Annotated in this window: 12 protein-coding genes; 2 read left to right on the top strand and 10 right to left on the bottom strand. The window is 45.2% G+C overall.

From position 1 onward, the window contains the following. Positions 1-45: 45 nt before the first annotated feature. On the top strand, positions 46-591 hold the full coding sequence (yfcE, locus tag M9196_RS15805; RefSeq protein WP_250618488.1) for a phosphodiesterase: 546 nt from the start codon (positions 46-48) through the stop codon (positions 589-591). A gap of 89 nt (positions 592-680) precedes the next feature. Here yfcE and crr read toward each other — a convergent pair whose 3' ends face one another. The 9 genes from crr to miaB all read right to left on the bottom strand — a co-directional run bounded on the left by crr (position 681) and on the right by miaB (position 10,420). Next, positions 681-1,190, bottom strand: coding sequence for a PTS glucose transporter subunit IIA (gene crr / locus M9196_RS15800; RefSeq protein ID WP_250618487.1), 510 nt, complete (start codon positions 1,188-1,190; stop codon positions 681-683). Positions 1,191-1,231: 41 nt separating this feature from the next. After that, the gene (gene ptsI, locus M9196_RS15795; protein ID WP_250618486.1) at positions 1,232-2,959 is read right to left on the bottom strand and encodes a phosphoenolpyruvate-protein phosphotransferase PtsI; all 1,728 of its coding nucleotides are present in this window, start codon (positions 2,957-2,959) and stop codon (positions 1,232-1,234) included. A 134-nt stretch (positions 2,960-3,093) separates the two neighbouring features. Continuing rightward, a complete protein-coding gene (locus M9196_RS15790; RefSeq protein ID WP_102470818.1) occupies positions 3,094-3,351 on the bottom strand; it encodes an HPr family phosphocarrier protein in 258 nt (85 codons plus the stop codon). A 301-nt stretch (positions 3,352-3,652) separates the two neighbouring features. After that, entirely contained in the window at positions 3,653-4,621 is a 969-nt protein-coding gene (gene cysK, locus M9196_RS15785) for a cysteine synthase A (protein WP_250618485.1), read from the bottom strand. A 226-nt stretch (positions 4,622-4,847) separates the two neighbouring features. Continuing rightward, entirely contained in the window at positions 4,848-6,353 is a 1,506-nt protein-coding gene (gene lnt / locus M9196_RS15780; RefSeq protein WP_250618484.1) for an apolipoprotein N-acyltransferase, read from the bottom strand. A 40-nt stretch (positions 6,354-6,393) separates the two neighbouring features. Then, positions 6,394-7,290: a CNNM family magnesium/cobalt transport protein CorC gene (gene corC / locus M9196_RS15775; protein ID WP_250618483.1), complete on the bottom strand. Its 897-nt coding sequence runs from the start codon at positions 7,288-7,290 to the stop codon at positions 6,394-6,396. Positions 7,291-7,353: 63 nt separating this feature from the next. Then, a complete protein-coding gene (gene ybeY, locus M9196_RS15770; protein WP_250618482.1) occupies positions 7,354-7,818 on the bottom strand; it encodes an rRNA maturation RNase YbeY in 465 nt (154 codons plus the stop codon). 32 nt (positions 7,819-7,850) lie between these two features. Continuing rightward, positions 7,851-8,927 carry a PhoH family protein gene (locus tag M9196_RS15765; protein ID WP_250618481.1) on the bottom strand — a complete coding sequence of 359 codons (1,077 nt, stop codon included), beginning with the start codon at positions 8,925-8,927 and terminating at the stop codon, positions 7,851-7,853. Positions 8,928-8,995: 68 nt separating this feature from the next. Beyond that, positions 8,996-10,420, bottom strand: a complete 1,425-nt coding sequence (gene miaB / locus M9196_RS15760; protein ID WP_250618480.1) for a tRNA (N6-isopentenyl adenosine(37)-C2)-methylthiotransferase MiaB — start codon at positions 10,418-10,420, stop codon at positions 8,996-8,998. Positions 10,421-10,683: 263 nt separating this feature from the next. On the opposite strand from miaB, the gene M9196_RS15755 reads away from it, so the two are divergent. Continuing rightward, on the top strand, positions 10,684-11,838 hold the full coding sequence (locus tag M9196_RS15755; RefSeq protein ID WP_250618479.1) for a 2-octaprenyl-3-methyl-6-methoxy-1,4-benzoquinol hydroxylase: 1,155 nt from the start codon (positions 10,684-10,686) through the stop codon (positions 11,836-11,838). A gap of 43 nt (positions 11,839-11,881) precedes the next feature. Here the strand turns inward: M9196_RS15755 and M9196_RS15750 are convergent, their stop codons facing one another. After that, a complete protein-coding gene (locus M9196_RS15750) occupies positions 11,882-12,907 on the bottom strand; it encodes a lactonase family protein (protein WP_250618478.1) in 1,026 nt (341 codons plus the stop codon). Positions 12,908-13,049: the final 142 nt, after the last annotated feature.

Genomic DNA, 13,049 nt, shown 5'->3' with positions numbered 1-13,049 from the left:
AAACTACGTTACAATACCCTCATAACGTGTGTTGGAGGTAAATCCGTGAAACTATTCTTTGCATCAGACCTACATGGTAGCGTGAGTGCGACGCAACAAGTATTAGAAGCCTATCGTCAATCGGGTGCTGATCATCTTGTCATTTTAGGTGATGTTCTTAACCATGGTCCAAGGAACCCGGTTCCGGAGAGTTACAACCCACCAGAAGTTGCGGCGTTACTTAATAATTACCAATCTGAAATTATTGCCGTAAGAGGCAATTGTGATAGTGAAGTTGATCAAATGCTGCTTCATTTTCCAATGATGGCGGATTATGCGTGGGTACTTTTGCCCTCGGGTAAGCGACTGTTTTTAACGCATGGGCATTTATATAACGCAGATAAACGTCCTAAGCTTAAAAAAGGTGATGTCATTGTACATGGTCATACGCATATCCCTGTCGCTCATTGGGATGACGAGCAGGTCATCTTTAATCCTGGCTCTATTACGTTCCCACGTGAAGGCTATGCTGCGAGCTTTGGTGTTTTTGATAATGGTACGCTAAGTGTCAATACGTTTACCGGAGAGTTACTTTGCTCTATTGAGTTATAACTCGCATCGACGAATTTGAGAGTAAAAAAAACGCAGCCAGTGGCTGCGTTTTTTTACGTAGTTTAGTTATTCGTGGCTTAAGCGACGAATTACTTAGTTACGCGTAGTACAGGTGTTTCACCAACAGTTACAGAACCAGACAGCTTGTTAAGCTCTTTGATTTCGTCCATGTTAGAGATTACAACTGGAGTCAGCGTTGATTTAGCTTTTTCTTCAAGAAGTGCTAGATCAAATTCGATGACAGTGTCGCCTGCTTTAACAGTTTGACCTTCTTCAGCGATACGCTTAAAGCCTTCACCTTTTAGCTCAACAGTATCGATACCAAAGTGAACAAATAGCTCGATGCCGTCGTCAGATTCGATAGAGAACGCGTGGTTCGTTTCGAAGATCTTACCGATAGTACCGTTTACAGGAGCGACCATTTTGTCGCCAGCTGGTTTGATAGCAATACCATCACCAACGATTTTCTCAGCAAAAACGACATCTGGCACGTCTTCGATGTTTACGATCTCACCAGATAGCGGTGCGATGATTTCGATTGCACCAGCGTCAGCGCTGTCGTCCGATACTAGCTTCTTCAGTTTGTCAAAGAGACCCATGTTGTGCTCCTAAAGGTTTGATTTTATTCTGCTCAATTATATTAGCAGTTTGTCTTTTCTGCGATAAATTTTTCGACGTGCGCTTCAATTTCTGCAGCAGTCGCCATTTCTAGCGCTTCATCCGCCATAGCTTTTACTTCTGCGAAGTTAGCGTTACGGATAACTTTCTTAACCTTAGGAATAGAAATACCGCTCATACTAAACTCATCTAGGCCCATGCCTAGTAGAAGTAACGTCGCGCGTTCGTCGCCAGCAAGCTCGCCACACATACCCGTCCACTTGCCTTCTTTATGCGAAGCGTCGATCACCTGCTTAATTACGGTTAGTACCGCTGGTGAAAGTGGGTTGTATAGGTGAGAAATTAGCTCGTTACCACGGTCTACTGCTAGAGTATACTGAGTTAAGTCATTAGTACCAATACTAAAGAATGAAACTTCTTTCGCTAAGTGATGAGCAATCGCTGCAGCTGCAGGCGTTTCTACCATCACACCGATTTCAATATCTTCATCAAATGCGATATTTTCAGCACGAAGTTCCGCTTTATATTCTTCGATCGCTTTTTTCAGTTCACGGATTTCTTCAACAGAAATAATCATCGGGAACATGATGCGAAGCTTACCGTGTGCAGAAGCTCGTAGGATGCCGCGTACTTGGTCACGTAGAATTTCACGACGATCCAAGCTAATACGAACCGCGCGCCAACCTAGGAATGGGTTCATCTCGGTTGGAAGATCCATGTACGGAAGGTCTTTATCGCCACCAATATCCATAGTACGGATAATGATAGATTGGCCATTCATCGCTTCAGCAACTTCTTTATACGCCTGGTATTGTACTTCTTCGTTTGGAAGAGAATCGCGATCCATGAATAGGAATTCAGTACGATATAGACCGACACCTTCACCGCCGTTACGGATAATACCGTCACAGTCTTTTACGGTACCGATGTTGCCACAAACTTCTACACGGTGTCCGTCTAGAGTTTCAGCATGTAGGTCTTTAAGTTTTGCTAGTTCTTCTTTTTCAGCGAAGAACGATTCACGGACTTGTTTCGCTTCCGCTAATTCTGCTTCAGAAGGGTTGATGATGATCTTGTTGTTCATCGCATCAAGAATCAGCATGTCGCCGTTCTTAACTTGCTTAGTGATATCGTTGGTACCAACGATAGCAGGAAGTTCAAGTGAACGAGCCATGATAGAGGTGTGCGAAGTACGGCCACCGATGTCACAGGCAAAGCCAAGAACGTAATCTAGGTTGATTTGCGCCGTTTCAGAAGGCGTTAGATCGTAAGCAACAAGAAGCACTTGCTCATTGATGTCGCTTAGAGACACGATATTGATGCCAAGGGCATTTTTTACAAATCGAGTACCGATATCACGGATATCCGTTGCACGTTCTTTTAGATATTCATCATCTAAAGATTCAAGTGCACACGCTTGTTCTTCGATCACGGTATAAATCGCGTGGTCCGCAGACATTTTGTCTTTCTTGATGAGGGCTAAGATCTCGTCTTCGAGCTCTTCATCTTCAAGAAGCATGATGTGGCCTTCGAAGATGGCTTCTTTTTCTTCACCAAAAGTTTCTAGTGCTTTTTGCTTAACAATTTCTAGTTGAGCTGATGATTTGTTACGAGCGTCAAAGAAACGCTGAACTTCCGCTTCAACTTGGTCATCAGAGATCGTTGCTTTGTTAAGAACAATTTCGTCTTCTTGAAGTAGTAATGCTTTACCGATCGCAATACCAGGAGATGCTAGGATGCCTGAAATCATAGCTTTACCTTAATGTGGTCAAATGTATAAAGAAAGGGTGACTTACGTTGCTACATTTATGTGTAGCTGATAGTCAGCGCTATTTCCAATAAAGCCACTTTGCTTTTGACAAAATGGCTTTAGGAGAGTGCTGCTTAGTGAAGCTCGTCCATTAGAGCAACTAGGTGGTCTACTGCTTGTTGAGCTTGTGGGCCTTCAGCAGAGATCGTTACGTTAGTACCTTTAACTAGACCTAGAGTCTGAAGTTTGAATAGGCTTTTCGCGCTAGCGCTTTTACCGTTAGAAGTCACAGTGATGTCAGCGTCAAAAGATTTTGCTTCTTTAACGAACTGCGCTGCAGGACGAGTGTGAAGGCCGTTTTCTGCTGTGATTTCTACTTGCTTCTCGTACATTTTTAATACCCCAATTGATTTATTTTATGTTTGTTTTCTTAACTAAAGCCAAGCTTAGCGTCATTTTTTCATTCCTGCTAGAGGACGAAAGTCATGATTTATTAAGCGCCGCATCGGTCTTGAATTGTAGGCTATGATGGCAGTCTTCGCTGTCTCCACATCCTACGACTACTCTTTAAATTGTCTATTTATTTTTTAGCTTAAAATAAAACTGTCCTGATATTACCAAAGGCTGACAGAGATTCAACAAAAAAGCCCCATAAAGGGGCTTTTTTACAGCAAAATTTGATTTGGCAACATATTACTGCTGAATCTCTTTGTCCGTGAATATACCTGCGAACAATGCTGTGCTGAGGTATCGCTCACCAGAGCTTGGTAGCACGGTGACGATGGTTTTCCCTTTGAATTCAGGTAGTTCTGCTAGTTTGTTGGCGGCAACAACGGCGGCACCTGAAGAGATACCAGCCAGGATTCCTTCCTCTTCCATTAAACGACGAGCCATCTCAATCGCTTCATCAGATGTTACAAGTTCAACACGGTCAATGATGTCTAAATCTAGGTTCTCTGGAATGAAACCTGCACCGATACCTTGAATTTTGTGCGGCGCTGGCTTGATTTCTTCACCTGCGAGCGCTTGGCTAATAACTGGAGATTCTGTTGGCTCGACAGCAACAGAAATGATCGCTTTGCCTTTTTCGCCTTTAATGTAGCGACTGGTGCCGGTAATGGTACCACCGGTACCTACGCCAGCGACGAACACATCAATTTCGCCATCTGTTGCGTCCCAAATTTCTGGTCCCGTTGTCTTTTCATGAATAGCAGGGTTTGCAGGGTTATTGAACTGCTGTAGCAGTAGGTATTTTTCTGGGTTAGAGGCAACAATTTCTTCGGCTTTTGCAATTGCGCCCTTCATGCCTTTAGCCGCTTCGGTGAGTTCTAGATTCGCGCCTAGCGCTTTGAGTAACTTACGGCGTTCTAGACTCATGGATTCTGGCATGGTTAGCGTCAGTTTGTATCCGCGAGCAGCGGCAACGAAAGCCAGTGCGACACCAGTGTTACCACTCGTTGGCTCAACGAGCTCAACGCCTGCTTTTAGTCTGCCATCTTTTTCTGCTTCCCAAATCATGTTGGCGCCGATACGACACTTAACACTGAAACTAGGGTTGCGAGCTTCAACTTTAGCTAGGACGTTACCGTTACTAACTTTGTTTAGGCGAACCAGAGGAGTGTTACCAATGGTGAGTGAGTTGTCTTCGTAGATCTTGCTCATTATATGTTCCTTCATTCAGTTAACCGTATCGGTCAGCGATTACATGATAAGAATATGATTTTGTTGGGTGGGGGAGAAGAATTAAATAGTTATATATTATGGAAGAAAGTATGGAAAGCCTGAATTGATAGTGCAAACTAAGTAAATAAAGCGCAGAGCCCAAGCGAAAAATGTGCAGTCATGGATTGCAATGACGTGTTGTTTCCGTTGGGCTATGCGCTAGTAATTATTTTCTACGTAGGTAAAACCCCCACGCTAAACTTAACAGCACCCAACCATAAAGCGGCCATGTTCCGGCTTCTCTGTACCACGTTGTCCCGTTAGTTGGCGTGACTTCTGTACGCAACACCGCGGTTTCAAACTGTGGGATTTGCGCGGTAATTTTGCCGTTATGATCCGTGACAGCGGTAATACCGTTGTTGGTTGAGCGTATTAATGGTATTCCAAGCTCTAGTGCTCGCATTCGAGCAATCTCCATATGCTGTAAAGGGCCAATAGAGCGACCAAACCAGGCATCATTAGAGAGTGTGAGTAAGTAGTCCGTTTCTGTCGTCACATTTTGCCGAACCTGCTCGTTAAAAATGATCTCATAACACAAAGCCGGCGCTAAATGCATGCCATTGGCAACGATATTGGGTTGTACATAGGCCCCTCGACTAAACGAAGACATCGGCAGATTAAAAAACGGAGCGATCGGACGAAGAAGATCTTCAAAAGGAACAAACTCGCCAAAAGGTAGTAGGTGGTGCTTGTGAAAACGTTCATCAAGGTCAAGCTCATAGTCCCCATAAGGGGTTTGTCCTACAACAAGAATACTGTTGTAGTATTCGTCAGACTCTGACTTATTGATAACACCGGTAATGATGGCGGTGTTATTCATTTTTGCCGCTGAGTCTAAATTACTGAGGAAGGACGGCAGCTCAAACTCCATTGCAGGGATAGCAGCTTCAGGCCAGATGATGATGTCGGCGTCCCAGTTTTCTCGGCTAAGATCGGTGTATTTCATAATCGTCGGCCAGCGTTGGCTCGGTAGCCATTTTAATGCTTGGTCAACGTTACCTTGTATTAGCGCGACACTTTTGGTGCGAGTAGTATCCGGTGTTACCCACTCATAGTGACGCAACCCGAAGCCGACTGAAAAAATGACCAACGGAATAAGGGTTATAAGCCAATGTTTGCTTCGAATCGCGTAAGCTAAACTCGCTGACGTTACGATGATCAGTAGTGTAATTAGCTCAACGCCACCCATAGGAGCATAGCTGGCTAACGGTCCGTCTATTTGGCTGTAACCTAGCCATAGCCAAGGGAACCCTGTCATTACCCAGCCTCGAGCCCAGTCAAAGACAAGCCATAGTGCAGGGGCAGCAAGTAGGTAGCGTGTGCGATTCTCTTTTGGGAAAAAACGATTTAGTGACCAAGCAAACAATGCTGAATAGATGGATAGATAACCAACCAACAGTGTCATTAGGAGTACGCTCGCGAACTTCGGCATACCGCCGAAATTATCAATGCTAACGTGGACCCAACTAATGCCGGTCGCAAATTGGCCCAAACCCCACGCGTAGCCAATAAAAAGCGCACGCCGAGCAGATTGACCTTGCAGCAGAAACAGTAGGATAAGTGGACTTAACAGAGCAAGTGGCCACAGTTGGTAGGGAGCGAAGGCTAGGGTTGTACTGGCGCCAACAAAAGCGGCCCCAACGGGCCGCAATAGGCGAAGATAATTCTTCATTTAATGGTGGTCTCACTTAACCGGTGAACACAGGGTATCGCTATTCTTCGACACTCGATGTTGCTTCAAGATCGGGAATGGTAACTTGAACTTGCACCACTCGACGATTATCCGCCGCTGTCACTTTAAAGGTATAGTTTTCTATTTCGACCACTTCCCCTCTAACAGGTAAGTGACCGAATGCGGTCATAATTAAGCCACCAACAGTATCAACTTCTTCATCGCTGAAGGTTGAACCAAAGGTGTCATTGAACTCTTCGATGGTCGTGAGAGCTTTGACTGCAAACGTGTGTTTGCTCAGCTTTCTGATATCTAGCTCGTCATCATCATCAAATTCGTCTTCGATTTCGCCAACAATTTCTTCGAGGATGTCTTCAATGGTCACCAGACCTGAAACACCGCCAAATTCATCAACGACGATAGCCATGTGATAGCGTTCCTCGCGGAATTCCTTAAGCAAGCGGTCAACCCGTTTACTTTCAGGCACTACCACGGCAGGGCGAATCACTTCTTCAATATCAAAAGGGGCGCTGTTTGAGCCCAAGTAACGGAGTAGGTCCTTAGCTAAGAGAATACCTTCCACATGGTCTTTATCTTCACTGATAACTGGGTAACGAGAATGCTGAGCATCGATCATCAACCCAATCAGTTTATCGAAGTCATCAGAACGTTCGATAGTGACCATTTGTGAGCGAGGCAGCATGATATCGCGTACTCGCATTTCGGAAATTTCCATGACACCTTCGAGCATATCTCGTGTGTCGTGGTCTATTAGGTCATTGACTTCAGAGTCACGAATGACATCTACAAGCTCTTGGCGATCTTTTGGATCGCCTTGAAATATTTGACCTAGGCGCTCAAAGAAGGACTTTCTACTCGGACCTTCAGATTTTTTACTGTTTCCCTCGGGGTTAGAGGGAGAAGACTCTTCGTTCATGATTTCTCAATTCAGAATGCTATCAGACGTGTGATAGCGCACATAAGAAGAGGCTAAATGCCTCTATTGTTTCTCTGTTATATATGGATCTTCAAAACCCATATCTAACATGATTTCGGTCTCTAAAGCTTCCATTTCGTCAGCTTCTTCGTCATCAATATGATCATAACCTAGCAGATGAAGGCTGCCATGTACAACCATATGTGCCCAGTGTGCAGTCAGGGGTTTTGACTGCTCTTTTGCTTCTTTTTCTACGACTTGGCGACAAATAATTAGGTCACCAAGCAAATTCATTTCGATACCAGGAGGCGCCTCAAATGGAAATGACAGGACATTGGTTGATTTGTCTTTCCCGCGATAGTCGTGGTTGAGTTGTTGGCTTTCGGCGTCATCAACGATTCTAATCGTCAGCTCCGCTTCCTTTTGAAACGGGATTATCGCTTTGTCTAACCATTGCTGAAATTCAGCGTGAGAAGGTAAGCCTTCTTCAGATTCGACCGCTAACTGTAGATCAAGTTCAATGCTCATCATTTACCTATTTATCGAAACTGGTTAAAGCGTTATTGAGGACTGATATCCGTCCCAGAATTTAGTTTCGCTGCTTCGTATTCTTCGCGACGACGACGCTCAATCTCTTTACGCGCTTTTTGGTCAGCTGATTCCCATTTTTCATAAGCATTTACGATACGGGCGACAACAGGGTGTCTGACGACGTCATCTGCTTGGAAGAAGTTAAAACTAATTTCATCGACTTCATTGAGAACTTCAACGGCATGGCGCAACCCAGATTTTGCACCACGAGGTAAATCTATTTGAGTGACATCACCGGTAATGACAGCGCGTGAGTTAAAGCCAATACGAGTTAAGAACATTTTCATTTGCTCAACGGTGGTATTTTGGCTTTCATCCAGAATAATAAAGGCATCGTTGAGTGTACGACCACGCATATAGGCGAGGGGGGCCACTTCAATCACGTTACGCTCTATGAGCTTTTCAACACGCTCAAAGCCCAGCATTTCAAATAACGCATCGTAGAGTGGACGAAGATATGGATCCACTTTTTGGCTTAAATCACCCGGCAAAAAGCCCAGCTTTTCACCTGCTTCAACGGCGGGGCGAGTCAGAAGAATTCGACGGATTTCTTGTCGTTCTAGCGCATCGACGGCGGCAGCAACTGCAAGGTAAGTCTTACCGGTACCCGCTGGTCCTATCCCAAAGCTAATATCGTGTGTCACCATATTAACGAGGTATTGTGCCTGATTCGGGGTACGTGGTTTGATAATGCCTTTTTTGGTTCTAACAAACACTTCCTTACCGTGAGCAAGCTCAGGCTCGGCGTTTTGCTCCAGTACACCAGACTCTTTCACGGCTAGGTGAATCTGTTCAGGTTCGATATCTGGAAACTGCCCGCGAACCGGTGCGGTGCCGACATAAAGTGACTTGATAATATCCAATGCAGCAGCACTAGTGTGTGGCTGGCCAACGATAGTAAAGAAGTTGCTACGATGGTTGATTTCAACGCCTAAACGACGCTCTAAATGCTTGATATTGTCATCGAAAGGTCCGCATAGGCTAGACAGACGGCGGTTATCAGAGGGTTCTAGGTTGATTTCTAAAGTGACTATTTTATTACTCAATGTAGCCTCACATTATGCCCTATGGGCGATGTATGGAGCCCGATTGAGACCGGGCTCCTCATTAGGTGCTAAGGCGTAAAGGTTGCCACACCTAGCTCATCTTCGCGACGAGTTTTTTCCATCATTTCTGTTGGCGACGTCACAACACGAAGATCGATGTCTTTTTCTGTGCGAAGTAGTTCACCTCGAAGCGAGTTTGCGAATACGTCGACAATCTTCACATCAACGAATTGACCAATAAGGTCTGCGCTACCCTCAAAGTTAACAACACGGCTGTTTTCTGTACGACCACGAAGTTCCATCAGGTTCTTCTTAGAAGGACCTTCAACCAAGATTCGTTGCTCGGTGTCTAGCATTAGACGAGAGTAACGCATTGCTTGTGAGTTCACGGTTTGTTGTAGTTCAGCTAGTCGATCTTTTTTCGTTTGCTCAGGGATATCACACGGATAATCTGCCGCAGGTGTGCCTGGACGTGGTGAGAAGATAAAGCTGAAGCTCATATCAAAATCGACGTCTTTAATCAGTTTCATGGTGTCTTGGAAATCTTTATCGCTCTCCCCAGGGAAGCCAACAATGAAATCCGAACTGATTTGGATATCAGGACGTGCCTTTCTTAGTTTACGAATGATCGACTTATATTCAATCGCAGTGTGCGGACGTTTCATCATCGTTAGGACGCGATCTGAACCACTTTGCACCGGTAGGTGAAGGAAGCTAACGAGTTCTGGCGTGTCTTCGTACACCGCGATGATGTCGTCAGTAAACTCAAGTGGGTGACTCGTGGTAAAACGAATACGGTCGATACCATCAATCGATGCGACTAAGCGCAACAGATCAGCAAATGAACAGATGTCACCATCGTGCATTGGTCCACGGTAAGCGTTAACATTTTGTCCAAGAAGGTTGACTTCACGAACCCCTTGCTCAGCAAGTTGTGCGATTTCAAACAACACGTCGTCCATTGGACGGCTAACTTCTTCGCCACGGGTATAAGGCACAACACAGTAGGTGCAGTATTTTGAGCAACCTTCCATAATCGAAACAAAGGCCGTTGCACCTTCTGCGCGCGGCTCTGGAAGATTGTCGAATTTCTCAATTTCTGGGAAAGAAATATCCATGACTGGAGCGTCATCGCTTTGAGAGCGACGGATCATTTCAGGTAAACGGTGAAGGGTTTGTGGGCCAAAAATAACATCAACAAACGGAGCACGTTTACGAATGTGATCACCTTCTTGGGTTGCAACACAACCACCAACGCCGATAACGACGCCTTCCTTTTTATCTTTCAGCGTTTTCCAACGACCCAGTTGGTGGAACACTTTTTCTTGCGCTTTTTCACGGATCGAACAGGTGTTCAATAGTAGTACATCTGCTTCCTCTGGCACTTCTGTCAGCTCGTAGCCGTTAGCAGCATTAAGCAGGTCGGCCATTTTTGATGAATCGTATTCGTTCATCTGGCAGCCCCAGGTTTTAATTAGCAGTTTCTTACTCATCACTTTCGCTCGTCAGTTATTTAAATTCCGTAGAACTATTGTTCAAATTATAGCCGCCATCACGGCGGTAAGCGGCGTATTGTACTGCTTTAAAAACCGCCTGACTAGTGGTAGGGCAAAAACTCTTTGAGCGCTTATGGCACCAAAGCTGTGAAGAGAAAGTAGCCTCTTAATGTGTAAGGAAATTTGATGAAAATTGCTCGCCCTTTATAGGTTCCATAAGTACAATAAAAATACGTAAAATTCAGGGTAGCAATGGAACAATGGAACAGTTTGAAATCGTAGTCGTTGGTGGTGGAATGGTCGGCGCAGCCGTCGCTATTGGTTTTGCAAAGCAAGGACGTACCGTCGCTGTCGTTGAAAAGTTTGAGCCTAAGCCATTTGATCTTTCGCAACCGATGGATTTGAGAGTGTCTGCTATTTCCCCTCATTCTATTGAGCTCTTAGAAGCGCTCGGTGCATGGGATGACATTGCCGCTATGCGAATTTGTCCTTACGCGCGTTTAGAGACCTGGGAGGCGGAATCTTGTCGCCTTCGCTTTAACGCGGATACGTTAGGGGCAGAGCAATTGGGGTATATTGTTGAAAATAGAGTCATCCAATTGGGATTGTGGGCGCAATTTTCTCACTATGAGAATTTGACGGTTATTGATTCAGACGGGGTGGCCAATATTGCTCTTGACCCACAAGGTAATACGCTGACCTTAGAGTCTGGTAGACAATTACAAACCTTGTTTGTGGTTGGTGCCGATGGGGCTAACTCAAAGGTTCGTCAAGCGGCTGGTATTGGTGTCACGGCTTGGGATTACCGACAAGAGTGCATGTTGATTAATGTGGAAACCGAATTACCTCAGCAAGATATAACTTGGCAATGGTTTACACCGTCAGGGCCTCGATCATTTCTGCCGCTTTGTGGACACCAAGGCTCGCTGGTGTGGTATGACGCACCGAAACGCATCAAGCAACTAAAAGCCATGACATTTAAGCAGTTGGAGAACGAAATTCAGCACAGCTTTCCGGCAGAGTTAGGACAGGTACGAGTATTGGCACATGGCTCATTTCCGCTTACTCGACGTCATGCCCAACAGTACTCTAAGCATCGATGTATTTTAGTCGGGGACGCTGCGCATACCATTAATCCATTAGCCGGGCAGGGCGTTAATCTTGGTTTTAAAGATGTTAGCTCGTTATTACAGCTCTCCAGTGACAACGCGTCCATAGAGGGGATATTACGCCGTTATGAGGTTCATCGCCGTCCTGACAACTTACTAATGCAAACGGGTATGGATGTCTTTTATAAAGGATTTAGTAACACCTTGAGCCCTGTGCAGGTGGCACGTAATGCCATATTAAAGTTGGCTGAACATTCCGGCCCCATTAAAACGCAAATCTTGCGTTATGCCATGGGGCTGAAATAAAAGACCTGAATGATAGGATTGCGCCGACGTTATGTAGTCAGCGCTAGTCAAATACTACACAAACGGGCTTAGGCAAGGTTAGCATTATTTTTGCTAACGTTGGCTGGCCTGTTTTTTTATCCAAAGTAAAGAGGACAAGGTTATCTGAGTGTTGGTTTGCCACGACTAACCAATGACCATCTTTTGATAGGGTGATATCTCTGGGGAAGCGGCCTTCAGTTTTAACGAATCCTTGATAACAGGGCGAGTTTGGCGTGGTGATATCAAACCAACTAATGATGGATTGGTGCCTTCCTGATAGATAGACATAGCGTTGGTCGCTAGAGAGCTTGATAGCACTAGCCGCTTCCCCTTTACTGTGCTTTGGGAATGCAGGTTGGGAGCGTATTTGTTGCCACTTCCCATTGTTCTGTCTTTCAATGGTTCTAAGTGTTTCATCAAGTTCGCATAGAATATAGCCGATCTGGCCATCGCGGCGGAAAACAGCATGTCTAGGGCCACAGCCGGCAGGAAGTTGAAGGGACTGCTGTTGAGCAAAATGCACGGCGTTGAGGCGATAAAAATTCAGCGTATCCAATCCAAGATCTACCGTCATGACTTGATTAGACTGAGGCACGAATACTATTTGATGACCATGCGAGGCCAATTGTCGAACCGAGTGATGCCCTTTTCCCTCATTTTGAACCAGAGCCTGCCGCTGGTGGATTTCCCCACTCGGCGCTAACGTGTACACCTCAAAGCTACCTGACCCGTAGTGCGCGACGCCTAAGTGAGTATGACAGTCAGAAATAGCGACATGGCATGGATGATCGCCTTTAAGAGGTTGGGTGCTGATCGTCTCAAACTTATCGTTTAAAAAGTACAATGCGGCACCATCTTGCTCAGACAGTTCTGAGATGGCATACCAGCCGCCATCGGTGCGCGCAAGATAAGAAGGGTTTTCAATGTCAGACACGTTATGTTGCGACGTGAGTGCCATGGTTTCTAAATTAAAATCAATATGGTTAAACCCAGAATAAGAGTCGTCACTATATTGTCCAATACATAGCGAAATGGAGGCGTGGGGCATGAGAGTACTTAGGTGGGTGATAGGATATCTCTAGAGTGTTGTAAGGGTATTTAAGAGGATAGGGGAAAGTGTGATTTTTGTGAGGGATAGCAAAGCTTTAGTCTGTTTGTTACTTTTTGGGAAAGAGAGTGATTGGGAAAGT

Source organism: Vibrio methylphosphonaticus, from assembly GCF_023634655.1.
Classification (GTDB): Bacteria; Pseudomonadota; Gammaproteobacteria; order Enterobacterales; family Vibrionaceae; genus Vibrio; species Vibrio methylphosphonaticus.
Note: the sequence above shows the minus strand (reverse complement) of the source record. Positions and strands in the feature narration are given on the sequence as shown.

Bases quoted from the DNA above. Each gene is read 5' to 3' on its own strand.
- lnt (WP_250618484.1), bottom strand. From the start codon at position 6,353: ATGAAGAATTATCTTCGCCTATTGCGGCCCGTTGGGGCCGCTTTTGTT.
- M9196_RS15750 (WP_250618478.1), bottom strand. From the start codon at position 12,907: ATGCCCCACGCCTCCATTTCGCTATGTATTGGACAATATAGTGACGAC.
- ptsI (WP_250618486.1), bottom strand. From the start codon at position 2,959: ATGATTTCAGGCATCCTAGCATCTCCTGGTATTGCGATCGGTAAAGCA.
- M9196_RS15755 (WP_250618479.1), top strand. From the start codon at position 10,684: ATGGAACAGTTTGAAATCGTAGTCGTTGGTGGTGGAATGGTCGGCGCA.
- ybeY (WP_250618482.1), bottom strand. From the start codon at position 7,818: ATGAGCATTGAACTTGATCTACAGTTAGCGGTCGAATCTGAAGAAGGC.
- cysK (WP_250618485.1), bottom strand. From the start codon at position 4,621: ATGAGCAAGATCTACGAAGACAACTCACTCACCATTGGTAACACTCCT.
- corC (WP_250618483.1), bottom strand. From the start codon at position 7,290: ATGAACGAAGAGTCTTCTCCCTCTAACCCCGAGGGAAACAGTAAAAAA.
- M9196_RS15790 (WP_102470818.1), bottom strand. From the start codon at position 3,351: ATGTACGAGAAGCAAGTAGAAATCACAGCAGAAAACGGCCTTCACACT.
- miaB (WP_250618480.1), bottom strand. From the start codon at position 10,420: ATGAGTAAGAAACTGCTAATTAAAACCTGGGGCTGCCAGATGAACGAA.
- crr (WP_250618487.1), bottom strand. From the start codon at position 1,190: ATGGGTCTCTTTGACAAACTGAAGAAGCTAGTATCGGACGACAGCGCT.